We start from the raw sequence: 24,220 nt of genomic DNA on the forward strand, positions 1-24,220 counted from the left end.
TCAGCAACGACCAATGCGTGAATTGTCATTTGAGTGTCATCAGCCCTCTCTAGCCTGCCTGCGAATCATTCCCGTCAGGAACCGACCATGAAGTTTGCCGTCACCATCAGAATCACCGCCTTCCTTGTTGCTCTTGCTGCACTCCTCTCAGTGAGCGGCTGCGGTAATGACAGTGCCGGCGACCTGCTTCCCGAAGTCCCCGAAGCACAGCGTACCGAGGTCACCAACAACGCCATCACCAATCTGGAAGCGCCCATTCCGCCCCAGTGCTACACCAAAACCGAAGACCGCTTTAATCCCTGCTACACCTGTCACCAGCGCTATCCTTCCGACGAAAAACGAATGAACAAACTCGATGATGGCGCGCTCCAGGGCGGCTACGCTTTCTCCGATGTGGGCCTGAGCAATCACTGGTCCAACCTGTTTGTGGATCGCCAGCAATGGCTCGAACAGGTCAGCGATGAAGCCATCCTTGCCTGGATCAATCAGGATAATTACAGCGGTTTACCTGCGCGCCTGCAGCAACAGGACTGGAAAGGCTTCATGCCGGATCTGGCCAACTATGCAAACCCACAACAGGCCTTCGATGAACAGGGCTTTGCGCTGGATGGCAGCGGCTGGGTGGCGTTCAACTACAAGCCGTTCCCCGGCACCTTCTGGCCCACCAATGGCTCCACCGATGACGTCATCATTCGCCTTCCCAAGGCATTTCGGGAACAGCGCGGCAAGGACAGCCGCGACATTTATCTGCTCAATCTTTCCCTGCTGGAAATGGCTATCAAGCAGCTGGACAACATCACCATCCCGGAAATTGATGAGAGCACCATCAATGCTGACCTGAATGGTGACGGCAACATCGACGGCAAGGTGCAACAGCTGCGTCACCGACAACACTACCTTGGCGATGCCGGCGACATTGCCCTGGCCCAACAGCAATACCCCACCGGCACCGAGTTCATGCACTCGGTGCGCTATGTCGGTATCGATGACAACGACACCATCGTGGTGCCGCCACGCATGAAGGAACTACGCTACATGCGCAAGATCCGCCAGCTGGATCCCTATGATGTGGAAAGTCGTTACGCCCGCGAGCGCAAGGACAAACGGCTTGGCATGCTGCCCACCTTCATCAATCACTTTGATGAAGGAATGGAAAACGGATTGGGCTGGATGGTCAGTGGCTTTATCGAAGATTATGACGGTGAACTGCGACCACAGACGTTTGAAGAAAACATGCAATGCATGGGCTGCCATGCGGCCGTGGGCACCACCATCGACCAGACCTTTGCCTTCGCCCGCAAGGTCAGTGGCGCCCGTGGCTGGGGTTATATCGATACCCGCGGCATGGAGGATGCGCCCAGCATTGCCGAAACCGAAGGCGAGATTCTCAATTACCTCAAGCGTGCCGGTGGCGGCAGTGAGTTCCGCGAAAATCCGGAGATGCTCAAGCGCTGGTATCACGACGACGGCAGTGTGAATGAGGAAAAGATCAAGGGCGCCGATGTCTATACCCTGATCGCCCCCTCACGGGAACGCGCCCTGAAACTGAACAAGGCCTACACCCATATTGTGCGCCACCAGAGCTATATTCGTGGCCGTGATGCCACCTGGTTACCCGCACAGAATGTGTTTGATGAAGTCAGCGCCGGCGAACCGCCACTGCCCCGCGAGCACCAGTATTACGGCTGGGATGTGCGGCTGGACTGGCAGAATGGTGTTGAGAAACAGTCGCAAGCGGCGCCTTGAAACCGCAATCTGTTTATCGTCAATTTTTCATATTCGCTTCCCACAATCAGGACTCCAAAATTCTCCAACCTGGTGGGAAGCCATGAACATGATGTTGAACAAGAAAGCCCTGGCAGTGGCCATCGCCGCAGCCACCCTGGCTGCCTGTGGCGGCAGCAACAGCAACAATGACGCAGCCGCTGAAGACGGCGTCGCCGGCGCCAAAGTGACCCGTCTTGCCACCATCCCCAAGGGGGCCGAGCTGACCGGCATCGAGGTCAGCCCCAACGGGGAAGTCTTCTTTAATATTCAGCATCCCTCCGACACCCTGCCCAATGGGGAAGACAAGGCCGCCGTCGGCGCCTGGATCGGTGTGGACATCCAGAACCTGCCCACCGATCTGGAGCCGGTTAGCGTACCAGACCCGGAATCCGTTGAAGCCATGACCACTCGCGTCGCCACCGGCCGCTATCAGGTACTGGGCCGTGAAGGCGCCACCTTTGCCGGCGGCCTGCCATTTGGCCTCGGTCACATCGTCAGCGGCGACGGCAACAGCTCCGTGAAGCAATCCAACAACCCGGACTTCAATGCCTTCATCGCCACCGATGAAGAAGGCAACAACGGTTATCTGTTCACCGCCTGGGAAGATCGCCCCGGCGGCATGAGCCGCATGGAGCTGAGCAAGGTTGATGATGAGTGGTTCGTAAACAGCGCCATGAACATCGACTTCTCTGGCGTGAAAGGCACCATGATCAACTGCTTCGGCAGCGTCTCTCCGTGGGGCACCCCGCTGACGTCCGAAGAAAACTACGAAGCCGAAAATACTGCCCACTGGAACGACAGCAGCTATTCCGGCGGTTACCCCAGCTACGGCGACGTGCAGAAAATCCAGGACTATCTGGGTGGCACCTTCCCGAACCCGTATGACTACGGCTACATCGTGGAAATCACCAACCCTACCGATGCCGCGCCGGTACCGGTGAAGCACTTCACCCTGGGCCGCGTTGCCCACGAAAACCCGATCATCATGCCTGACGAGAAGACCGTCTACCTGACCGATGATGGCGGCCACAAGGGCTTCTACAAGTTTGTGGCAGACACCGCCGGAGACCTGTCTTCCGGCACCATGTATGCGGCCAAGGCAACCCAGGACGATGAAACCGACAGCAGCATCGCCGGCTTTGACCTGGAATGGATTGCACTGGGCACCAGCACCAATGCCACCCTGGAAGCGGCCATTGATGAGTACGATGACATTGATGAAGGTGACTTCGTCGCCGACGCCAACAGCTACATCACCGACCAGCAGATCAACGACTGGGCAGAGAGCAAGCTGAACCAGGATCTGGACGGCATGAACGGCATTGCCTCTTCACCGTTCGCGGATGATCGCGTCGCTTTCCTGGAAACCCTGAAAGCCGCAGAAGCCCTGAGTGCAACCGTCGAGTTCAACAAGATGGAAGGCATCAACATCAACTACGAAGGCGCCAAGAGCGGCAGCATTCCGTACATGTACGTGGGCCTGACCGACATCACCGGTGCCATGACCGACGATGCCGGCGACATCCAGGTATCCGGCAACCCCTGTGGCATCATGTACCGCCTGCCACTGGAAGCGGACTTCAACGTCAGCCGCATGGATCCGGTGGTAGCGGGTGGTCCGTATGACAGCGGCGCCACCGGCAGCCAGTGTTCCGATGACAACGTGTCCCGTCCGGACAACGTTTACGTTCTCAATGACGGCCGTGTACTCATGGGTGAAGACACCAGCAAGCACGTGAACAACATGCTGTGGATCTACAACCCGGAAGGCGAATAATCCGCTAAAAGCAACACGCCTTACGCAACATGCGAACGGCGGAACCGGAAGGGCAGCACAGAAAGAGAGAGCCTGCCTGCAGGCGACAATCTTGCTGCCCCACCCCGGAAAAAAGATTTATCGCGGGTTTGCGGGAATCTGCTGCTCCAGCGTTTTACTCCGCCCTGAGTGAGATTGATGCCATGAGGGCAACGAAGGGGGTTTTGATCCCGGGTTTTGTTCGCCCCTCCAGTGGGGCTCCTAAAACAAGATCAGCAAGAACAGCATCACTCAGCAATTCGCGCTCAGAGACCTCTGTGACCTCTGTGGTAAATCCGCTTTTGATCTTTGCGTGTTGCGTGATGCATGAAGCGTGTAGCGGCCGCAGAGCGGCCAAAAAAAACGCCCCGCGATGCGGGGCGTTTTTGTTATCGCTTCAACTTCAAGCGAACGGATGGCGCTTGATGATGGTCTCTACCCGGTCAGGACCGGTGGAGATGATGTCGATGGGCGCGCCGGTCACCTCCTCGATACGCTTGAGGTAGGCCTGGGCATTGGCCGGCAGATCTTCCACTGCCTTCACCCCCAGAGTGGATTCGCTCCAGCCCGGCAGGGTTTCGTACACCGGCTTCACTTCCTCGTAGCTGTCTGCATCCCATGCACAGGCCAGAGAGTTGCCTTCCGCATCCTGATAGCCAATACAGATATTCACTTCTTCCAGACCATCCAGTACATCCAGCTTGGTCAGGCACAGGCCAGAAATGGAGTTGATCTGGATGGAGCGCTTCAGGGCCACCGCATCGAACCAGCCACAACGACGGGCACGGCCAGTGGTGGAACCGAACTCGTGACCTTTCTCGGCCAGGTATCGGCCATTCTCATCGAACAGCTCGGTGGGGAACGGACCACTGCCGACACGGGTGGTGTAGGCCTTGGTGATACCCAGCACGTAATCCAGATACAGCGGGCCAACCCCGGAACCGGTGGCGGTACCGCCGGCGGTGGTGTTGGAGCTGGTCACGTAGGGGTAGGTACCGTGGTCGATATCCAGCAGGGTGCCCTGGGCCCCTTCGAACATGATGTTCTCGCCCTGCTCACGGGCGTGATGCAGCACGGAGGTCACGTCGGTGACCATGTCGCGCACTTCTTCACCCAGCTTGAGGGTTTCATCCAGGGTCTGCTGGAAGTCCACCGGCTCGGCATTGTAGTAATTGCGCAGCACGAAGTTGTGGTAATCCATCACTTCGCCCAGCTTGGCAGCGAAACGCTCACGGTGATAGATATCACCCAGACGCAGACCGCGACGGGCTACCTTGTCTTCATAGGCAGGACCGATACCGCGGCCGGTGGTACCAATCTTCTTGTTGCCGCGGGCCGCTTCACGGGCCTGGTCCAGCGCCACGTGCACGGGCAGGATCAGCGGGCAGGACGCGGACAGACGCAGGCGCTCACGCACCGGAACACCATTTGCTTCCAGACCGCCAATTTCTTTCAGCAGCGCATCCAGGGCCAGCACCACACCATTACCGATCAGGCACTGCACGTCTTCGCGCAGAATACCGGAGGGGATCAGGTGAAGGACGGTCTTCTTGCCGTCGATCACCAGGGTATGCCCGGCGTTATGGCCGCCCTGAAAGCGGGCCACCAGAGAGGCCTGGTCGGTGAGCAGATCCACGATCTTGCCCTTGCCTTCATCACCCCACTGGGTGCCGAGAATGACTACGTTCTTACCCATGATTGCTAGCTGCCTGTTGATTGAACGCTTGCACGCATCACGCTTCACGCGACACGCTTTACCGTAGGAAGCGGACTGGCCGTAACCCGTCTGCGCCACCATCACAACGGCGGAGATGGGCTGACGCCCATTTCCGCCCTACGAATTCTATAAGTCCTGAATGACCCAGCCGTTATCACCCTGTACCAGCTTGCGCTGGCAACCGAGTACTTGCGGGTCGTTGTCTGCGCCCGGCAGGGCCAGCACGACTCTTTCACCCTGTTCGCGCAGAGCGGCCACGCTGGCGGCGAAGTCCGCGTTGCGCAATGAACCTTCGGCCAGAATGCCATCGCAGGCATCCGCCTGAACCCGGGAGGCCAGCATCTTCAGGTCAGCACTGAAGCCGGTGGCAGGACGGGCACGACCAAACACTTCACCAATGTGGTCATAGCGACCGCCCTTGGCCAGCGGCTCGCTTTCGCCGGGCAGGTAGGCGGCAAACACACAGCCGGTATGGTAGTGGTAACCGCGCAGCTCACCCAGATCCAGATGCAGGTTGACGCCTTTCGCGTCCAGCACCTCGACCAGTTCGGTCAGTTCGCCCAGCGCCTCCAGCGCCGCCGGGAAATCTCCCAGCAAGGTTCGGGCCTGTTCCAGTACCGCGGCACCGCCAGCCAGCCAGGGCAAAGCCAGCAGCGCCTCGCCGGCCTTGCCGGGAAGGTCGCGCTCGCTGACAAAGGTCTCCAGCTCGACCCGCGCCTTGCGCACGAAGATATCTTCCAGCTGGTACTGCTCCGCTTCGCTGAGCTGACAGGCTCCCAGCAGACCGCGGAACAGACCCACATGGCCCAGATCCAGCACAATGGTCTGATCGAGACCGGCCAGGCGCAGGGTTTCCAGCAACAGGGTGATCACTTCCAGATCACTGTCGCTACCGGCATGGCCAAACAGTTCCACGCCAATCTGGTAAGGGAGACGGGTACCACCCGCCACAGCCGGGCGGGTACGCAGTGCGCTGGAGCAATAACACAGCCGGGTGGGCGCACTCTGGCGCAGACTGTGGGCATCCATCCGTGCCACCTGGGGAGTGATATCGGCGCGCACCCCCATCAGGCGACCGGTGAGCTGGTCAGTGATCTTGAAGGTTTCCCGCTCCAGATCACGGCCTGCGCCGTTGAGCAGGGACTCGAGAAACTCGATCAGCGGCGGGAACACCAGTTCGTAACCCCACTGCTGATACAGATCCAGTGTACGGCGGCGCAGTTGTTCAATTGCGCGGGCCCGGCCGGGGAGAACCTCTTCTACCCCGTCGGGCAGCAGCCACTGTGCTTCCTGATTCATTCGTTCACCATGTTCGGGTGTTGAAAATGCCGTCACCGACCTTTCCACTTCGCCGTGAAGTCAGATCCTACAGACCTGCCAACAGGCCGGCGCCGAGTAACATCAGCACCAGCCCAAGAATTCTCAATGTGCGTCCGGGCATTCCCGCCACCTGCAGCGCTGCCGCACGGGCACGCTCCGGGGCCAGAAACAGTGGAATGCCTTCAATGACCAACACCAGGCACAACGCCTTGATCAACAAGGAAAAATCCATCATTCCTGCCAGACAACAGCCACAAAAAAACCGGGAGCATTGCCCCCGGTTGCGGCATTCTACCACGGGTTCCCGGTATCTGACAGGTTCCTGAGCACCGGACTGGCCACAGCGCTCCAGCCCCTGCCCAGCGGAAATACCCGCTGTAGGAGCTTGCCTGCAAGCGATCCGAGCCTGAGCGAGGTAAGGATTCCAGAAGCGGGTTTCGAGTAACGAGTTTCGAAAACCTGAAACCGCTGGAAAGGAACCCGGTTTGAGGTTTTGCCTTTCGAAACTCGTCTCTCGCAACTCGAAACTCATGACCTCGCCGAGGCTCGGATCGCCTGCAGGCATACCCTGACGAGCACAGAGGGCTCCTACGGCCCAATTTCTGACGCAGGAGTTGTCAGCACGCGAGGGGTCTCGCGTGTTGCGTGTTGCCTGACGCGTGTTGCAGCCGCAGAGCGGCCCACAAAAAAGCCCCGCCAGAGCGGGGCTTTTTTGTGGGCCGGGACGATTACTGCCCTTTGGCTCCCTTCATATAGCGGAAGAAGTCGCTGTCGGGCTCCAGGATCATCACGTCTTCCGGATCCTTGAAGCTCTCCTTGTAGGCCTGCAGGCTGCGATAGAAGCGGAAGAACTCCTTGTCCTGATTGTAGGCCCCGGCGTAGATGGATGCCGCCTGGGCATCACCCTCACCGCGGATCGCCTGGGACTTGCGGTAGGCGTCAGCCAGGATCTCGGTGCGCTGACGGTCGGCGCCAGCACGGATCTTCTCCGCTTCCTCACGGCCCTGGGAACGGTGCGCGGCGGCATCACGCTGACGCTCGGCGCGCATGCGGTCAAATACCCTGCCACGCACCTGATCCGGCCAGTCCACCTGCTTCACGCGGATATCCACCACTTCGATACCCAGATCTTCCATGGTGGACTTGTTCACCTCTTCACGAACCTGATCCATCAATGCTTCGCGCTGATCGGAAGCGGCGCCCTGATCTGCCATGGCTTGCTGCGCTTCACCACTGTCATCAGTCTTGCTCAGAATCGACTCATCCAACTGATCCGCGGGCACTTCCGTGGTTTCTCCGGTGGCCGGGTCACGAATGATCGCCTTGCCATCTTCCACCGACTCCACGTCGCTTTCGCCGGCCACCACCTGAAATACGGTGCGCGAGGCAAACTCGTTACGCAGGGCTTCGTTCACACGCGGGTCCAGCAGCTGACGGGCACGGTCTTCCATGATCTGCGGATTGGAAGAGCCACCGCCGACGCTAACGATATAGCGCTGCACGTTATTGATCCGCCATACCACGAAGGCATCCACATTGAGCAGCTTCTTCTCGGCAGTGAGGAACGCCTGAGTGGGCACATCATAGACCAGAGCACGGCCATCCACTTTCACCACTTCCGACACCAACGGCCATTTGAAATAAATGCCCGGGTCCATATCTGCCAGTTCGATACGGCTGAACTGCTTGAGTACGGCTTTTTCGGTCTGCTTCACAATGTAGAAGGAATCCAGTGCCAACAAAGCCACCAGACCTGCTGCCAGAAGCGCGACCCATCCTCGATTATTCATTAGCGCAACCCCTGGTTCTGTGTGCTGTACAGACTGCGGCTACCACTGCGACCGCTGCCCCCGTCATCGGCACCGGCACTGGCCGGCGTATTGCTGGAGGGGCGTGTCTGGGAACCACTGTCTCCCGCCTTGGCAGCGTTATTCTTCATCAGCTGCTCAAGCGGCAGGTAGATCAGGCTGTTGCCCTTCTCCACATCCACCAGCACTTTGCTGGTGGAACCAAACACCTGGGTCATGGTTTCCAGGTAGAGACGCTCACGGGTCACATCCGGCGCCTTGCGATATTCGGTCAACAGGTCGGTAAAGCGATCCGCATCACCACTGGCACGGTCTACAACCTGCTGCTTGTAGGCTTCCGCTTCTTCGGTCACGCGCTGGGCTTCACCTCGGGCCTGGGGAATCACCGCGTTGCGATAGGCTTCGGCCTCATTGCGGAAGCGGTCTTCATCTTCCTTGGCCTTGGATACGTCATCGAAGGCATCACGCACCGCATTCGGCGCTTCGGTCTTGTCCAGCACCACCTGACGCAGTACCAGGCCGGTATCGTAACGGTTCAGGTATTCCGCCAGACGCTCACGAACCTGCACCGGAATGGCTTCCCGGTTGTCCTTGAGCACGTCATCCATTGAGGAGGCACCCACTACGTGACGCAGGGCCGAGCTGGTAGCGTGCTCCAGAATGGCTTCCGGCTGGGCCACTTTCAGCAGGAACGGGCGCGGATCCAGCACCTGGTACTGCACCTGAAGGGTCACACTGACGATATTGGTGTCCTTGGTGAGCATCTCTTCGGTGATTTCAAAGCGACGGTTCTGGCCCACATCCACCTTTTCAAACTGTTCGAAAATCGGCGCACGCCAGTTCAGGCCCGGCTCCACGATGCGATCGAACTTGCCGAAACGCAGCACCACGGCGCGCTCGCGCTGATCCACCTGGAAAGTGCCCACGGCGATGTACACCAGCGCCGCCACCACGATACCGATCACGATCACTGGCCAGGGGGAACCGCCACCGCTGCTGCCACCGCTACCGCCGCCCTTGCTGCCAAAGACGTTGTTGATCTTGTCCTTGAGATTCTTCAGAGCTTCATCAAGATCCGGCGGACCTTGGTCACCGCCACCACCCCAGGGGTCTTTCGGCTTGTTGCCGCCGGGTTCATTCCACGCCATGTAGGTCTCCAATCCGTTCGGGCTGTGCGCCCTCCGGCATTTACGTTATCCCGCCTTCGGCGAGCGTTCTGAATTGTAGGAAGGGCTTTCTTCCCCTGCAACCGAACCCGCACCCTCTTCTGGCGCAGGTACTACCAATTCTTCTTCACGCAGACCCTGCTCACGCAACAGGCGCTCGAAATGCACCCGGTTAACGTTGATGCGCAGCAGCATGCTGCCATCCATCGCAGCCTGCTCATCCAGCACTTCGCCGGCCTCGTGCAGGCGGGCGCGCAGTCGACCGGCATGGGCAGGCAGACGCACCCAGCAATCGACCCAACCCGCAGCCAAACGTTCCGCAATGGCCTCAAAAAGCAGATCAAAACCGTCACCGGTCTGGGCTGAAATCCACACTCGCCAGGGCTGACCATGCTCATCACGATCGATGCGCGGCGCCTCGCCCAGGTTGTCCACCTTATTGTAGACGTGCAGCACCGGCAGCTTGTCGCCACCGATTTCTTCCAGCACTTCGTTGACCGCTTCCACGTTGCTGTCGCGCTCCTCGGCACTGCAATCTGTCACATGCAGCAGCAAGGTCGCGTTAACGGTTTCTTCCAGGGTTGCCCGGAATGCCTGCACCAGGCGGTGGGGCAAATGGCGGATAAAACCCACGGTGTCGGCCAGAATGGCAGGGCCGACGCCGGGCACTTTTACCTTGCGCAGGGTCGGATCCAGGGTGGCGAACAACTGGTCCGCCACATACACATCACCGGTGGTGATGGCATTGAACAAGGTGGACTTGCCGGCATTGGTGTAACCCACCAGCGAGATCAGCGGGGTTTCTGAACGCTGCCGGGCCCGACGCCCCTGGGCACGCTGCTTACGCACCTTGTCCAGTTTCGATTCGATGGCGCGAATGCGGTCACGCAGCAGACGGCGGTCAGTCTCCAGCTGGGTTTCACCCGGGCCACGCAGGCCGATACCGCCTTTCTGACGCTCAAGGTGAGTCCAGCCCCGCACCAGCCGGGTGGAAAGATGGCGCAGCTGGGCCAGCTCGACCTGAAGCACCCCTTCATGGGTGCGGGCGCGCTGGGCAAAGATATCCAGAATCAGGCCAGTGCGATCCAGCACCCGGCACTTGACCGCGCGCTCCAGATTACGTTCCTGGGCAGGACTGAGGGCATGATTGAACAGCACCACATCGGCCTCGTGATCCTTGACCAACTGGGCCAGCTCATCGCTCTTGCCTGTACCGATAAAGAGAGCCGGATCCGGGCGGTCGCGCTTGCCAGTGAGCTCCACCACCGGCTCCACACCGCTGGAGGTCACCAGATGATGAAATTCGTCCAGATCTTCACGCCCCATGGCATCCGGAAGGTCCATGTGGACCAGGATGGCCTTCTCTCCGGCGCCCGTGCGCGACTGTTCTGTACGATCAAATAAGTCCATAGAGACCTGATATGGGGATGAATGTGCCGATTGTAAACCAGCGTGGCCAAAAAGGCAGGGAACATCACGCGCCTGGGCCATGTATCGGCATATTTGGGCTGAAAGGGCCTGTTTCAAGTTGCCAGACAACGTTTTCTGACTGCGGCCGCAACGCGGCCCACAAAAAAGGCCACCCGGAGGTGGCCTTCTTTACCGAGAGCGGTACGGCTTACTGGTTGCCGTAGCCCTCACCGGCGGGTGCTGCCGTGCCACCGTTACCCGCGGCCATGGCCGGGTTACCACCGGCGCGGGGGTTACGGGCAGGCACCACGGTAGAAATGGCGTGCTTGTAAACCATCTGACTGACAGCGTTCTTCAACAGAACCACGTACTGGTCAAATGACTCGATCTGGCCCTGCAGCTTGATGCCGTTCACCAGAAAGATTGAAACCGGAATCCGTTCCTTACGCAAAGCGTTCAGGAAAGGGTCTTGTAAAGAATGCCCCTTAGACATGGCAAGTCTCCTTGAGAAATCACAGTAAAAAGTAGTGCCCAACACTTCGGGCAATCAGCGCGGTTTGTGACAGTGAAACCGTCCCGAACGGCCACTGCCTGCCTGATCCGCAATCAGACATCTTTTTCGTCAACAACCCGGAAAAATGGTTCCAGATCCGACCTATATGGGATGGCGAAACCTGATTTCAAGATCCCCAGCCCCCAATTCATTGGCATTATAGACCAAAAAGTCAGCACTCGGCTTTAACTAAACACAGAATTACAGATATTCGCAAGCTGGCCATACAGCGCATTGCGCTGTTGCTCGTTGTTACTGTCAAACCATGCCAGATTCGGCCATTTTCTTAGCCAGGTGTACTGTCTTTTCGCCAGTTGGCGGGTGGCAATCACCCCCTTCTGGATCATTTCTTCTTCGTCATACTCACCGTTCAGGTAATCCCAGACCTGCCGGTAACCCACCGCCTTGATCGCCGGCAAATCCCGATGCACCTCTGGCATCACCATCAAGGCCTTTACTTCATCCACCAGCCCCGCCGCCAGCATGGCGTCAAAACGCCGGGCGATCATCTCGTGCAACCAGCTGCGATCCGCCGGCGCCAGCGCCGCACTGTAGACCGGCCACGGCAGCGCACTGAACTCACTCAAACCATCCTTGCGCAATGTGACAGCCGTATGATGCTCGGCATGAAAGGCGGAAAGAGGCCGCCCGGTGATCCGGTAGACTTCCAGGGCACGCTGCAATCGTTGCCGGTCCATGGGTTTGAGGCGCTCGGCGGTGACCGGATCCACTTTTTGCAGTTCCGCATGCACCGCCGGCCAGCCTTTCTCCTCTGCCAGACGGGCAATCTCCTCACGCACCCCGGCATCCGCCTCCGGCAACGGCGCCAGACCTTCCACCAGCGCCTTGAAATACAGGATAGTGCCACCCACCAGCAGGGGCAGTTTGCCATTCTCGTGGATACTCTGGATCTCACGGAGGGCATCAGCGCGAAAATCTGCCGCCGAATAGGGTTCGGTGATCTCCCGGAATCCAAGCAGACGATGAGGTGCCACCGCCAGCTCCTCCGGTGTTGGCCGCGCGGCACCGATATCCAGATCCCGGTAGACCAGTGCCGAATCCACATTGATGATTTCGACCGGCAGCTTTTTTGCCGCCTCAATGGCCAGCGCCGTCTTGCCGGAACAAGTGGGGCCCATCAGCAAGATGACCGGCAAGGCAGCGGAGGATTCGCGTCCGGCGTCAGGCATCCGGTGTCCGGCGTCCATTCACTGCCCCCGCATGAACAGTCGGTCCAGATCCTTAAGACTCATCTGGGTCCAGGTCGGGCGGCCATGGTTGCACTGCCCGGAGCGTTCGGTGGCCTCCATATCACGCAGCAGGGCATTCATTTCGGGAATGGTCAGACGGCGGTTGGCGCGCACACTGCCATGACAGGCCATGGTGGAGAGCAATTCATCCAGCTTCTGCTCGATGCGCTCGCTGCTGCCTTGCGCGAGCAGGTCGGACAATACGTCACGCACCATGGATTCACTGTCGCTGTTGCGCAGCATGGCCGGCACCTCTCTGACCACCAGCGTCTCAGGGCCGGCCCGCTCGACCACAAAGCCCAGGCGACTGAACACTTCCGGCTGTTCTTCGGCAAAATCCGCTTCCCGGGAGGAAACTGCCAGAGACACAGGCACCAGCAACGGCTGGCTACGCACCTTGTCATCAGACCAGCTCTGCTTGAGGCGCTCGTAGGTAATCCGTTCATGGGCGGCATGCATGTCCACCACCACCATGCCGTGCTGGTTCTCGGCAAGAATAAAAATGCCATGCAGCTGTGCCACGGCGTAACCCAGCGGCGGCACCGTTTCATCCTCACTGGCCGGCGGCATCACCGCAGGAGCGGCCTCTTCCACCTGCCGCTGCACCAGGGCGCCATAGGCATCCGCCTGACGCATGCCCTGACCATAGCCAAAACTGTTGCCTGCGGACGCCGGCGGTGAATAGGGTCGACCGGAGGGCGCCGAGAGAGACATGCTGCCCTGACTCGGCTCACTCACCGGCATGGAAAGATCCTGTTCCACTACCGCAGGGCCGGGCTCCTGGCCGGGGCGCACTTCAGCAATGGCGCGATGCAGAGAGCTGTAAAGAAAACCGTGCACCATACGTTGCTCGCGGAAACGCACTTCGTGCTTGGTGGGGTGCACGTTCACGTCCACCATGGCCGGGTCCAGTTCCAGGAACAGCACATAGGCCGGATGGCGACCGTGGTAAAGCACATCCGCATAGGCCTGACGCACAGCATGGCTGACCACCTTGTCGCGGATCACCCGACCATTCACATAGAAATACTGCAGGTCTGCCTGGGAACGGGAAAAGGTGGGCAACCCCATCCAGCCATGCAGACGAATCCCGTCGCGCTCCACATCCACCGGTATCGCCTGATCCATGAACCCCTTGCCACACAGCTTGGCGACGCGGGCCGCACGGAGGGTGTCATCCAGCCCCGCAGGCAACTGATGAATCACTTTCTGGTTATGGGTAAGCCGGAAGGCGGTATTGAACTCGCTCAGGGCAATGCGCCGGAACACTTCTTCCAGATGATTGAATTCCGTCTTTTCGGTGCGCAGGAAACGACGCCGGGCCGGGGTGTTGAAAAACAGGTCGCGCATGGTCACCGTTGTGCCGCGCGGGTGCCCGGCCGGGGTCACGGTGGGCGCCATGTCACGGCCTTCTACCTGTACCTGCCAGCCTTCCGCTTCTCCTTCCACGTTGCTGGCCAGGGTCAGTCGGGACACCGAGCTGATGGCGGCAAGCGCCTCCCCGCGAAAACCCAGAGTGCCGATCGCCTCCAGATCTTCCAGCCCCCGAATCTTGCTGGTGGCATGGCGGGACAGTGCCAGCGGCAGGTCTTCGCGCTCGATACCATGCCCGTTATCACGCACTCGCAGGAGCTTCACGCCCCCCTGCTCCACATCCACACTGATGGATTCCGAGCCGGCATCCAGGGCATTTTCCAGTAGCTCTTTCAGCACCGATGCAGGGCGCTCCACCACCTCACCGGCGGCGATCTGGTTGGCTAGGCGGGAATCCAGCAGTTGAATCTTGGACAAAACAGAACCCTTGTGGAGTCATTGAGGACCGACATGCCCCCGACTCAAGCGGGGGCCGGGTGTCAGTGTGAAGCCTTATTGATGAAAGCCGCGCCCTCAGGAGCGCGGAATTTTCAGCACCTGGCCGACCATGATGCGGTCACCCCGGATATCGTTGGCAGTTCGAATGGATTGTTCGCTGACACTGTACTGACGGGCAATTTCCGACAGTGTATCACCGGGCTGGATGCGATACTCCTCACCCCGCTCACGGCGCTGGGCGGCATACCAGCTGTTGGGAGCCGGATGGGAACGGAAGTAGTCATCGATCCCGGCCAGTACCGCTTTCGCCAGCTTGGTCTGATGGGCAGAAGAACGCAGGTTTCGCTCTTCTGTCGGGTTTGAGATGAAGCCGGTCTCTACCAGGATCGACACCATTTCCGGTTCCTTGAGTACCGCAAACCCGGCCTGTTCCACTTTCTCCCGGTTACCGTGCAACTTGGTCACCTTGCCCATTTCCTTGAGCACCTGACGGCCCAGATAAAGGCTGCCTGCCATGGAGCCGTTCATTTGCAGATCTGCCAGCACACTGAGCAGGGAGCTGTCGTCTTCTTCCTCTTCATACACCCCGGCTACCCGGTCGGACTCGTTGGCAATCTTGGCCAGGAAGCGGGCCTTGGCACTGGTGGCGCCACGGTTGGAGAGAGCAAACACCGAGGCACCGTGGGCACGGGCATCATTGAAGGCATCCGCATGGATGGAGATGAACACGTCGGCACGATGCTTCTGGCGGGCAATCTTGCGGCGCTCAGCCAGCGGCACATAATAATCACCGTCGCGCACCATCACCGCACGCATGCCTGCCTGATCGTTGACCAGTTTCTGCAGTTTCTTGGCGATCTGCAGCACCACGTTTTTTTCCCAGGTACCACTGGGGCCACGGGCTCCGGGATCCTCACCACCATGGCCGGCATCGATGGCGACAATCATCAGACGCTGCTCATCCTGGGTCGTCTTGCGCACTTCCGGTGCCTTGCTCGGCTTGCTGGAAGGGGAAGTGGCAGCAGATCCGGTTGTGGTGGCCGTGGAATCCGTCAACGCCCTGTCGAAAAGATCCACCACCAGACGCCAGCCATGGGGCTCGATCGGCTTGAGCAGATTGGTGCGGGTACGCACCCCTTCGCGCATGTCGAACACCACCCGGGTCTTGTCCGCATGTTCACCGACACGAATGTTGGCAATCGGGCTACTGGCGTAATCCAGTGAATTGATATCGAAATCCAGCTTGGCATCCTGCAGATCCAGCACGATGCGATCCGGGTTGGCCAGCTTGTCGAGCTTGTGATCCAGGGGCGCGGGCAGATCAAACACGATACGGGTGTGATCCGGCGCCCGATGCAGACGCACCGACTCAATGCTCTCTTTTGCCAGCAAGGAGGGACTGGCCAGCCAGCCCGCCACCAGTAGCAGCGCGCCCAGAATTCTTTTTTTATTGTCAGTGTGTCGCGTCATAGGCCCATTCCAGGGTCGCTTTTCTTCCATGGCCGTCCACGGCCAGTGTAATGGTCAAATCCGGTTCGGGCACCACTCCGGCGCCGCGTTCCGGCCACTCCAGCAGGCACAGGTCGCCAGAGGAGAAATAATCCCGTACCCCGATCAGTTCCAGTTCTTCCGGATCCGCCAGACGATACAGGTCAAAGTGATATATATGGACGCCTTCCAGCTCGTAGGGTTCCACAATGGTATAAGTGGGACTCTTGACGGCGCCCTGGTGCCCCATACCGCGAAGGATACCGCGAACCAGCGTGGTTTTCCCGGCCCCCAGATCTCCCTCCAGATAGACACAGCCCCCCTTGCCCTTTACCTGAAGCAAGCGGCGGGCCAGTTGCGCACCCAGAGCCAGGGTAGCGGCTTCATCCGGCAGATCGATCTGTTCAACCGTCACAGGGGCATTACTCATTCATATTCTCTCTGAGAGCATCCAGTAAATCCGTGGCCAGCAAGCCACGCTCGCCCTTTCCCTTGTCCTTGCCACAGGCGCAGGCATCGGCCGCACGGGCATGCACCATGGCACCAAAACGTGCCGCATCATACCCGCTCAACCCCTGGGCGCGCAGTGCGGCGATGACGCCGGTGAGCACATCGCCCATGCCGCCGCTGGCCATACCCGGGTTACCTTCCCGAATCAGGGCGCGACCGGTATGCCCCTGCACCAGGGTGCCCAGCCCCTTGAGCAGCACAGTGCCACCGTAACGGGCATGCAGACTTTCCAGCGCCGCAAAGCGATCCTGCTGAACAGCAGCAGTATCCGCTTTCAACAGTCGGGCCGCCTCCCCCGGATGGGGGGTCAACACCCAATCGGCTTCACCGGCATCATCCATCCCGGCAAGCAGGTTGAGAGCGTCGGCATCCACCACCATGGGCTTGCCGCTGGCCAGGGCCAATTCCAGCAAACCTTTACCCCAGTCATCCCTGGCAAGCCCCGGACCAATGGCGATCACAGTAGCTGCCTCTATGAGGGACTGCGCCTGGGCCGGATCATTCACACCACGGGCCATCACCTCCGGCTGACGGGCAATCATCATCGGCACATTGTCGGGGCGAGTAATCAGGCTGACCTTGCCTGCTCCGCAGCGTGCCGCGGCCTGGGCAGACATGATCGGCGCACCGGCAAAACCATGATCACCACCGATTACCAGCACATGGCCGTAACGTCCCTTGTGGCCATCAAGGCTCCGGGGAGCAAGCACCCTTTGCAGTGCTTGCGGGGTCGGCACCTGGCAATCCACCGGCACCTGCTGGTAGACCTCTCTCGGCACCTGCAGATCCGTAAACTGTAATACCCCGGTATACACCGGCCCCTGCCCGGTAAGCAGGCCTCGTTTAACACCGATAAAGGTGCAGGTCAGGTCTGCCCGCAGCACGGCCCCCAGCGGCATGCCGGTATCCGCACTGAGTCCGGACGGGATATCCAGCGCCAGCCTTGGCACCGCGAGCGCATCCAGGGCGGCCAGCACCCCGGCAGCATCCTCACGCAGCGGCACAGACAGACCAGTACCAAACAGCCCGTCCACCAGCACATCCGCGCCCTCGGGCAGCACATCCACGGCCAGAGGCTGCATGGGTATCTGCAAGGCCTGGCAGCGTTCGGCCATGGTCAGAGCATCACCGGACAATGACTCCGGGGGTTTGAGAAAATAAATACGGGGCGCCAATCCGGCCTCATGGGCCAGTGCCGCCACCACATAGCCGTCACCACCGTTGTTGCCGCCGCCACACAGCACGGCCAGGTGGCGAGCCTCCGGCCAGCGTTCACACAGGGCATTGAACGCCGCCTGCCCGGCCCGTTGCATCAGCACAGCGCCCGGGGTTCCGGCAGCAATGGCCAACCGGTCCAGCTCCCGGGTCTGTGCTGCGGTATAAAGCGCGGTTGGCAGTGCCGTCATGTTACCCTTCGCCTCTGACATAGCGTGGCGCCGCTCACTCATCGACGCGGCGTGCATTTTCCGCATTATACCCACGGGACCGGGCCGTTCAGAAACCCATGGATCTTCACCAGCTAAAGGAAAAAATCCAGCAATGGGGCCGCGAACTCGGCTTCCAGCAGATTGGCATTGCCGATACTGACCTGTCCGCCGCTGAAGCCGACCTGAAAGCCTGGCTGGCAAAGGGCTACCAGGGGCAGATGGAATGGATGGCCGCCCATGGCAACAAGCGATACCGCCCCGCGGAACTGGAACCCCGCACCTTGCGGGTGATTTCAGCCCGCATGGATTACCTGCCGCCGGACACCGCCCCGGTAAAAATGCTCCAGGACAAGGACAAGGCCTATGTCTCCCGCTATGCCCTGGGCCGCGATTACCACAAACTGATCCGTAAACGGCTGGCCACCCTGGCAGCAAAAATTCGTGCCGAAGTGGGCGACAGCGAACTGGCCCGCGCCTTTGTAGACAGCGCCCCGGTAATGGAAAAACCCCTGGCGGCCAAGGCCGGCCTGGGCTGGCAGGGCAAGCACTCCCTGGTGCTGAACCGGGAAGCCGGCAGCTGGTTCTTTCTCGGCGAGATCTATACCGACATCCCCCTGCCCGTGGACGAACCGGGCGAGGATCATTGCGGCAAGTGCAAGGCCTGCATCACCGTCTGCCCCACCGACGCCATCGTCGCGCCCTATCAGCTGGATGCGCGCCGCTGCATTTCCTATCTGACCATCGAGCACGATGGCAGCATCCCCGAAGACCTGCGCCCGGGCATCGGTAACCGCATCTTCGGCTGTGACGACTGTCAGCTGATGTGCCCCTGGAACCGTTATGCCCGGCACACCGGTGAAACCGACTTCCACCCCCGGCATGGGCTGGGGGACAGTGATCTGGTCACGTTATTCGGATGGAGCGAAGACGAATTTCTGGAACGCACCGCCGGCTCGGCGATTCGTCGGGCGGGCTACGGGAAATGGCTGAGGAATATTGCGGTAGCGTTGGGCAATGCCCCCTCGTCGGAAGCGGTAATGAATGCCCTCAAGGCACGCCTCAATTACCCGGACGAGACCGTGCAGGAACATGTGCAGTGGGCGCTGGAACAGCATCAAGGATAGTTTCGGGTAACGAGTCGCGAGTCGCGAAAGTCAAAACCCTGAAACCACCGCCTTTCAGGTTTTCGCAACTCGAAACTCGTCACTCGCAACCTGTGTTCATGCGCCAATAAAGTGCTCGCGGTAGTACTTCAGCTCGGCGATGGATTCACGGATGTCATCCAGCGCCAGATGTTTGCCTTCCTTCTTGAAGCCATCGAGGATTTCCGGTTTCCAGCGTCGCGCCAGCTCTTTCAGGGTCGACACATCCAGATTGCGGTAATGGAAGAACGCTTCCAGCTCCTGCATGTAATTGGCCATGAAGCGACGGTCCTGACAGATGCTGTTGCCACACATGGGCGACATGCCGGGCTCCACGTACTCCTTCAGGAAGTCGATGGTCTGGGCCTGGGCCTGCATCTCGCTGATACGGCTTTCCTGCACCCGCTTCACCAGTCCGGAATTGTTGTGGTGCTCGGTGTTCCACTCGTCCATACCGTCCAGCAGCTCATCACTCTGATGCACCGCCAGCACCGGCCCTTCCGCCAGCACGTTGAGCTGGGAGTCGGTGACGATGGTAGCGATTTCGATGATGCGATCGTTCTCCGGGCTCAGGCCGGTCATTTCCAGATCGATCCAGATCAGATTGTTGCGCTTGTCGGTCATGGCTTGTCTCTTGGCTACGCGGTGGCTGTGACCGCATGGTAGCATGGCCGCAACCCAATACCGGAATGATACCCCTGACACCGTGGCCAAACGTAAACTCAACCGCCGCCAGCGCTGGCGCATCGAAAAGATTCAGGCAGAAAAGCGCGAACGCGCCCAGAAACGCAACGAGCAGCTGGAAGAGCTGGTGGCGGACGATCTGGGCGACGAGCAGATGGGCATCATCACCGCCCACTTTGGCCAGCAGGTGCAGGTGGAGAGCCCCGACGGCGAAAGCCGGCGCTGCCACTTCCGCGCCACCCTGGAACAACTGGTGGTGGGCGACCGGGTGATCTGGCAGCCGCCCAAGAGCGAAGGCCTCGGCGTCGTGGTCGCCATCGAGCCCCGCGAAACGGTACTCAAGCGCCCGGATCCCTACGGCAACCTGAAACCGGTGGCCGCCAATGTGGAGCAGATGCTGGTGGTATTTGCGCCTCTCCCTACGCCATCCAGCACCTTGCTGGATCGCTATCTGGTGGCCGCTGAACTCTCCGACATTCCGGCCACACTGGTACTCAACAAGGCCGACCTGATCGACGAGGAACTGCGTCCCTTTATCGACGACCTGAAAGCCATGTACCAGCAGCTGGGTTACCCGGTGATGGAACTCAGCGCCCATGACCCGCAGGGCCTGGCGCCACTGCACGACGCCCTGAAGGGCAAGATCAGTGTATTCGTAGGGCAGTCCGGGGTGGGCAAGTCCTCTCTGGTCAATGCGGTTCTGCCGGAAGCCGAGCTGGATGTGGGCGACCTGTCGGCCAATTCCGGCCTGGGCCAGCACACCACCGTCACCGCCCGCCTGTTCCACCTGCCCACCGGCGGCGAACTGATCGACTCACCCGGTATCCGCGAGTTCGGCCTCTGGCATATCAGCGAAGACGAACTGCTACACGGCTACCGGGAGCTCTCGGAACTGGCCGGCCACTGCAAATTCCGCAACTGCTCCCACCGCAACGAACCCGGCTGCGCCTTCCTGGACGCCGCCGACAGCGGCGCCATCAGCGAAGAGCGGCTGGAAAACTTCTACCAGATCGCCGATACGCTGGATGAGGAGGGGCGGGAGAGATACCAGTGAAAAGTGAACAGTTAACAGTGAACAGCGAATAAGGGACAATGTCCCCCAACCCTGATGGCGACGCACTGTTTTCGCTGTTCACTATTCACTGTTAACTGTTAACTGCCTTTATGCTCCCTCTACTGCTAGAACCCGCCGAACTCGCCAGGCACCTTGATGACGACAAGCTGCTGATCATTGATCTGAGCAAGCCCACCATCTATGTGCAGGCCCATGTGCCCGGGGCGATTCATCTGGATTTCAAACGGTTGCAGAGTGGCGCGCAACCGGCGCCGGGGATGATCCCCAGTGACGACGTGCTGGGGGATCTGTTCTCCAGCCTGGGGCTGACGCCGGATACCCATGTGGTGGCCTACGATGATGAAGGCGGCGGTTGGGCCGGGCGGTTGCTGTGGACCCTGGATGCCATTGGCCACAAGAAATACAGCTATCTGAACGGTGGTATCCATGCCTGGCTGGCCGAGGGCCACCCCACCAGCAGCGAGTCCCCGGAACCCGAGCCCAGTGATTACGAAGTGGGCGAACATGATCCTCTCACCGAGGTGGATCTGGACTACCTGCTCAAGAACTTCGACAACCCGGCTCTGGCCCTGTGGGACTCCCGCTCCGAAGAGGAATACGCCGGTGTACGCGCCTTCGCCCAGAAAGCCGGCCATATTCCCGGCGCCATTCACTATGAGTGGACCGATGCCATGGACCGCAGCAACAACCTGCGCCTGCGTCCGCTGGATGAAATCCGTGCCGAACTGGAAGACCGCGGCATCACGCCGGACAAGGAAGTGATCTGCCACTGCCAGACTCACCACCGCTCCAGTTTTTCCTGGCTGGTGGGCAAGATTCTCGGCTACCCGCGCCTGCGCGGTTATGCCGGCTCCTGGGCGGAATGGGGTAACCATCCGGACACCCCGGTGGAAAAACCGGACAGCTGAAATTGATATGTCGGACGTCCGAGGTCGGAGGTCTGACGACAACATCAAAACCACACATAGAATGAGGCTTCACCCTTGAACCTGCGCGACAAGCTTTTTGTGATTCTGCAGTATCTGGTGCCCCAGCACGGATTGTCCCGCCTGGTGGGCATGCTGGCGCGTAGCGAAGTGCCATGGATCAAGACCACCTTCATCAACCAGTTCATGAAGCGATTCGGCATTGATCTGTCCGAAGCCGAGATCCAGGATCCGGATCAGTTTCCCACCTTCAACGCCTTCTTTACCCGCGCCCTGAAGGCGGATGCCCGCCCGCTGGAAGCGGATGCAGTGAACGACATCGCCAGCCCGGCGGACGGTGCCGTCAGCCAACTGGGTGCCATCCGTGCCAATCAGGTCTTCCAGGCCAAGGGGCATGACTACTCGCTTTATGACCTGGTGGGTGGTGACAGTGCCCTGGCCAGCGAATTTACCAACGGCCAGTTCGCCACCATTTATCTCTCTCCGCGGGATTATCACCGTGTGCACATGCCGTTCACCGGCACCCTGCGCGAAACCCGTTACGTGCCCGGCGACCTGTTTTCGGTCAACGAAGCAACCGCCAACGGTGTGCCCAACCTGTTTGCCCGCAACGAGCGTTTGGTATGCATCTTCGACACCGACAATGGCCCCATGGCGGTCATTCTGGTGGGTGCCATGATCGTGGCCGGCATCGAAACTGTCTTCTCTGGCCAGGTTTGCCCCCTGCCCCGTGAAGTGCAGAGCACCGACTACCAGCGTACCCAGCCCATCACCCTGCAGAAGGGCGATGAACTGGGCCGCTTCCTGCTCGGCTCCACCGTGGTACTGCTGTTCCCGGAAGGCAAGGCCAGCTTCGAGAGTGAACTCAAGGCCGGCAGCGTCACTCGCGTGCGCGGCAAGCTGGGCAGCTTCCACTAGGCTCACCAGACAGATTCCCCGCCACAGGGCAATGACCGCCCCGCGGCGGGGTATCCCCCACGCCGCCAATCCCTGTCCTTACGGCGAGTGCACAGCCTTCCATCTTGCTTACAATGACCGGCCCAACAGATAACGCCGGTATCACCATGCTCAGTGAATCCCTGCAACAGAAGACCCGCCCCTGGCGCCACCGCCTGCAGAATGGCCGCGCCCGGCTGTTTGCGTCTGAGCAACTGAGCCAGGCCGGAAAGACCCCGTTCGACACCCTGTTCGACGATGGGCTGGTCAAACTGCGCTACTACCCGCCCCTGCCGGAAAAAGCCGTCCCGCTGAGCGACGGCAGCATCATGCCGGTAAGCCAGAGCGCCCAGCGCACCCCGCTGGTGGTGGTACCGCCGCTGGCGGTGAACATGCTGATCTACGATCTGTTCCCGCAGCGCAGCCTGGTGCGCTACCTGCGCGCCCGGGGGTTCGAGCTGTACATGGTGGACTGGGGACGGCCAGGCAAGTACCACAACCACCTGAGCCTGAGCAGTTACTTTGCCGACTATCTGCCCAAGCTGCTGGTGCAGGTCCGCCAACACAGCGGGCAGCAGCAGCTTAGCCTGCATGGCTGGAGTTTCGGCGGACTGTTCAGCCTCTGCTATGCCGCGCTTGGCAATGATCCCGATATCCGCAATCTGGTGTTGGTTGGCGCCCCCTGTGACTATCATCGCAACGGCGCTCTCGGCGTCCAGTACCAGCGCCTCAGCCGTCGTGCCAAATGGGTACGCAGCAATACCGGCCTGCGCATCCATGATGTCCCTGCCAGGTTGCTGCGCTCCCCCGGTTGGATGAACAGCCTGGCATTCAAGCTCACCAACCCGGTGGGCAGCCTGCAGGGTTACCTGAATCTGGTAAAGAACCTGCATGACCGCGAATTCGTGGCGGCCCACGCCACCAACGGGGCCTTTCTGGATGACATGGTGGCCTATCCCGGAGGCGTGATTCAGGACATCGTGCGCTACCTGTGGACCGACAACGTGGTCGCCAGAGGCAACCTACCCATGGAGGGCAGCGACGGCCATCTGAGCAAGGTCACCGCCAATGTGCTCAACGTCACCGGCGCCGGCGACCCCATCGTCACCGCCGATTGCAGCCAGGCCATGGAGCCGCTAATTCGCAGCAAGGACAAGACCTTCATCACCATCGATGGCGGTCACATGGGCATTCTCGGCAGCACCACGGCACAGAAACAGAGCTGGGGAAAGATTGCCGACTGGTTGATTGAAAGAGACGCCTGACGCAACGCGCATCACGCAACAACGCGGATCACTGCCTGCAGCAGCCCCAACATCGAAGCCGCGCCCTAGCCTCGGCGCGGCTTTTCTTGTGGTATCGCTCGATGGTTATCCAAGGATTTCGAAATGCGTTTCTGGAATCCTTACCTCGCTTAGGCTCGGATCGCTTGCA

Annotated in this window: 20 protein-coding genes; 7 read left to right on the plus strand and 13 right to left on the minus strand. The window is 60.0% G+C overall.

From position 1 onward, the window contains the following. Positions 1-87 precede the first annotated feature (87 nt). Positions 88-1,746 (plus strand): hypothetical protein, encoded by a 1,659-nt coding sequence (locus tag MWU49_RS07465; protein WP_246970134.1) that lies wholly within the window; start codon positions 88-90, stop codon positions 1,744-1,746. Between the two features lie 82 nt (positions 1,747-1,828). Further along, the gene (locus tag MWU49_RS07470; RefSeq protein WP_246970137.1) at positions 1,829-3,544 is read left to right on the plus strand and encodes an alkaline phosphatase PhoX; all 1,716 of its coding nucleotides are present in this window, start codon (positions 1,829-1,831) and stop codon (positions 3,542-3,544) included. Positions 3,545-3,965: 421 nt separating this feature from the next. On the opposite strand, the gene MWU49_RS07475 is transcribed toward MWU49_RS07470, so the two are convergent. The 12 genes from MWU49_RS07475 to MWU49_RS07530 form a co-directional block, all read right to left on the minus strand. Beyond that, a complete protein-coding gene (locus MWU49_RS07475) occupies positions 3,966-5,258 on the minus strand; it encodes an adenylosuccinate synthase (protein ID WP_246970139.1) in 1,293 nt (430 codons plus the stop codon). A gap of 147 nt (positions 5,259-5,405) precedes the next feature. Continuing rightward, positions 5,406-6,578, minus strand: a complete 1,173-nt coding sequence (locus MWU49_RS07480) for an ATP phosphoribosyltransferase regulatory subunit (protein ID WP_246970141.1) — start codon at positions 6,576-6,578, stop codon at positions 5,406-5,408. 67 nt (positions 6,579-6,645) lie between these two features. Further along, on the minus strand, positions 6,646-6,834 hold the full coding sequence (locus MWU49_RS07485; protein WP_281502123.1) for a DUF2065 domain-containing protein: 189 nt from the start codon (positions 6,832-6,834) through the stop codon (positions 6,646-6,648). 493 nt (positions 6,835-7,327) lie between these two features. Beyond that, on the minus strand, positions 7,328-8,389 hold the full coding sequence (gene hflC / locus MWU49_RS07490) for a protease modulator HflC (RefSeq protein ID WP_246970143.1): 1,062 nt from the start codon (positions 8,387-8,389) through the stop codon (positions 7,328-7,330). Further along, positions 8,389-9,555, minus strand: coding sequence for an FtsH protease activity modulator HflK (hflK, locus tag MWU49_RS07495; protein ID WP_246970145.1), 1,167 nt, complete (start codon positions 9,553-9,555; stop codon positions 8,389-8,391). Before hflK ends, hflC begins: the two co-directional genes overlap by 1 nt. 45 nt (positions 9,556-9,600) lie before the next feature. Beyond that, positions 9,601-10,983 (minus strand): ribosome rescue GTPase HflX, encoded by a 1,383-nt coding sequence (hflX, locus tag MWU49_RS07500; protein WP_246970148.1) that lies wholly within the window; start codon positions 10,981-10,983, stop codon positions 9,601-9,603. Positions 10,984-11,191: 208 nt separating this feature from the next. Then, positions 11,192-11,476, minus strand: coding sequence for an RNA chaperone Hfq (gene hfq / locus MWU49_RS07505; RefSeq protein WP_246970151.1), 285 nt, complete (start codon positions 11,474-11,476; stop codon positions 11,192-11,194). A gap of 245 nt (positions 11,477-11,721) precedes the next feature. Next, a complete protein-coding gene (gene miaA / locus MWU49_RS07510) occupies positions 11,722-12,726 on the minus strand; it encodes a tRNA (adenosine(37)-N6)-dimethylallyltransferase MiaA (protein WP_246970154.1) in 1,005 nt (334 codons plus the stop codon). Between the two features lie 18 nt (positions 12,727-12,744). Further along, on the minus strand, positions 12,745-14,577 hold the full coding sequence (gene mutL, locus MWU49_RS07515; RefSeq protein WP_246970157.1) for a DNA mismatch repair endonuclease MutL: 1,833 nt from the start codon (positions 14,575-14,577) through the stop codon (positions 12,745-12,747). A 96-nt stretch (positions 14,578-14,673) separates the two neighbouring features. Then, positions 14,674-16,068: an N-acetylmuramoyl-L-alanine amidase gene (locus MWU49_RS07520; RefSeq protein WP_246970160.1), complete on the minus strand. Its 1,395-nt coding sequence runs from the start codon at positions 16,066-16,068 to the stop codon at positions 14,674-14,676. Next, a complete protein-coding gene (gene tsaE, locus MWU49_RS07525) occupies positions 16,052-16,516 on the minus strand; it encodes a tRNA (adenosine(37)-N6)-threonylcarbamoyltransferase complex ATPase subunit type 1 TsaE (protein WP_246970163.1) in 465 nt (154 codons plus the stop codon). The genes MWU49_RS07520 and tsaE overlap by 17 nt, the downstream gene beginning before the upstream one ends. Continuing rightward, the gene (locus MWU49_RS07530; protein WP_246970167.1) at positions 16,509-18,002 is read right to left on the minus strand and encodes an NAD(P)H-hydrate dehydratase; all 1,494 of its coding nucleotides are present in this window, start codon (positions 18,000-18,002) and stop codon (positions 16,509-16,511) included. The genes tsaE and MWU49_RS07530 overlap by 8 nt, the downstream gene beginning before the upstream one ends. A gap of 98 nt (positions 18,003-18,100) precedes the next feature. Between MWU49_RS07530 and queG the strand changes: the two genes are divergently transcribed. Then, positions 18,101-19,147: a tRNA epoxyqueuosine(34) reductase QueG gene (queG, locus tag MWU49_RS07535; RefSeq protein ID WP_246970170.1), complete on the plus strand. Its 1,047-nt coding sequence runs from the start codon at positions 18,101-18,103 to the stop codon at positions 19,145-19,147. A gap of 96 nt (positions 19,148-19,243) precedes the next feature. On the opposite strand, the gene orn is transcribed toward queG, so the two are convergent. Beyond that, positions 19,244-19,789 (minus strand): oligoribonuclease, encoded by a 546-nt coding sequence (gene orn / locus MWU49_RS07540; RefSeq protein ID WP_246970172.1) that lies wholly within the window; start codon positions 19,787-19,789, stop codon positions 19,244-19,246. An 82-nt stretch (positions 19,790-19,871) separates the two neighbouring features. On the opposite strand from orn, the gene rsgA reads away from it, so the two are divergent. The 4 genes from rsgA to MWU49_RS07560 all read left to right on the plus strand — a co-directional run bounded on the left by rsgA (position 19,872) and on the right by MWU49_RS07560 (position 24,051). Further along, positions 19,872-20,903 carry a small ribosomal subunit biogenesis GTPase RsgA gene (gene rsgA / locus MWU49_RS07545; protein ID WP_246970770.1) on the plus strand — a complete coding sequence of 344 codons (1,032 nt, stop codon included), beginning with the start codon at positions 19,872-19,874 and terminating at the stop codon, positions 20,901-20,903. A gap of 110 nt (positions 20,904-21,013) precedes the next feature. Further along, positions 21,014-21,832: a rhodanese-like domain-containing protein gene (locus MWU49_RS07550; protein WP_246970174.1), complete on the plus strand. Its 819-nt coding sequence runs from the start codon at positions 21,014-21,016 to the stop codon at positions 21,830-21,832. A gap of 75 nt (positions 21,833-21,907) precedes the next feature. Beyond that, a complete protein-coding gene (asd, locus tag MWU49_RS07555) occupies positions 21,908-22,768 on the plus strand; it encodes an archaetidylserine decarboxylase (protein ID WP_246970176.1) in 861 nt (286 codons plus the stop codon). Positions 22,769-22,881: 113 nt separating this feature from the next. Next, positions 22,882-24,051 (plus strand): alpha/beta fold hydrolase, encoded by a 1,170-nt coding sequence (locus tag MWU49_RS07560; RefSeq protein ID WP_246970178.1) that lies wholly within the window; start codon positions 22,882-22,884, stop codon positions 24,049-24,051. The last annotated feature ends 169 nt before the right edge of the window (positions 24,052-24,220 follow it).

The organism is Alcanivorax sp. S6407, from assembly GCF_023016115.1.
Lineage (GTDB): Bacteria > Pseudomonadota > Gammaproteobacteria > Pseudomonadales > Alcanivoracaceae > Alcanivorax.

What these genes read in the sequence shown, in the direction of transcription:
- miaA (WP_246970154.1), bottom strand. Translation starts at nt 12,726, where the DNA reads ATGCCTGACGCCGGACGCGAATCCTCCGCTGCCTTGCCGGTCATCTTG.
- MWU49_RS07520 (WP_246970160.1), bottom strand. Translation starts at nt 16,068, where the DNA reads ATGACGCGACACACTGACAATAAAAAAAGAATTCTGGGCGCGCTGCTA.
- hflC (WP_246970143.1), bottom strand. Translation starts at nt 8,389, where the DNA reads ATGAATAATCGAGGATGGGTCGCGCTTCTGGCAGCAGGTCTGGTGGCT.
- hfq (WP_246970151.1), bottom strand. Translation starts at nt 11,476, where the DNA reads ATGTCTAAGGGGCATTCTTTACAAGACCCTTTCCTGAACGCTTTGCGT.
- MWU49_RS07480 (WP_246970141.1), bottom strand. Translation starts at nt 6,578, where the DNA reads ATGAATCAGGAAGCACAGTGGCTGCTGCCCGACGGGGTAGAAGAGGTT.
- MWU49_RS07550 (WP_246970174.1), top strand. Translation starts at nt 21,014, where the DNA reads ATGCTCCCTCTACTGCTAGAACCCGCCGAACTCGCCAGGCACCTTGAT.
- queG (WP_246970170.1), top strand. Translation starts at nt 18,101, where the DNA reads ATGGATCTTCACCAGCTAAAGGAAAAAATCCAGCAATGGGGCCGCGAA.
- MWU49_RS07475 (WP_246970139.1), bottom strand. Translation starts at nt 5,258, where the DNA reads ATGGGTAAGAACGTAGTCATTCTCGGCACCCAGTGGGGTGATGAAGGC.
- hflX (WP_246970148.1), bottom strand. Translation starts at nt 10,983, where the DNA reads ATGGACTTATTTGATCGTACAGAACAGTCGCGCACGGGCGCCGGAGAG.
- orn (WP_246970172.1), bottom strand. Translation starts at nt 19,789, where the DNA reads ATGACCGACAAGCGCAACAATCTGATCTGGATCGATCTGGAAATGACC.
- MWU49_RS07465 (WP_246970134.1), top strand. Translation starts at nt 88, where the DNA reads ATGAAGTTTGCCGTCACCATCAGAATCACCGCCTTCCTTGTTGCTCTT.
- MWU49_RS07560 (WP_246970178.1), top strand. Translation starts at nt 22,882, where the DNA reads ATGACCGGCCCAACAGATAACGCCGGTATCACCATGCTCAGTGAATCC.
- MWU49_RS07530 (WP_246970167.1), bottom strand. Translation starts at nt 18,002, where the DNA reads ATGACGGCACTGCCAACCGCGCTTTATACCGCAGCACAGACCCGGGAG.
- hflK (WP_246970145.1), bottom strand. Translation starts at nt 9,555, where the DNA reads ATGGCGTGGAATGAACCCGGCGGCAACAAGCCGAAAGACCCCTGGGGT.
- MWU49_RS07470 (WP_246970137.1), top strand. Translation starts at nt 1,829, where the DNA reads ATGAACATGATGTTGAACAAGAAAGCCCTGGCAGTGGCCATCGCCGCA.
- tsaE (WP_246970163.1), bottom strand. Translation starts at nt 16,516, where the DNA reads ATGAGTAATGCCCCTGTGACGGTTGAACAGATCGATCTGCCGGATGAA.
- MWU49_RS07485 (WP_281502123.1), bottom strand. Translation starts at nt 6,834, where the DNA reads ATGATGGATTTTTCCTTGTTGATCAAGGCGTTGTGCCTGGTGTTGGTC.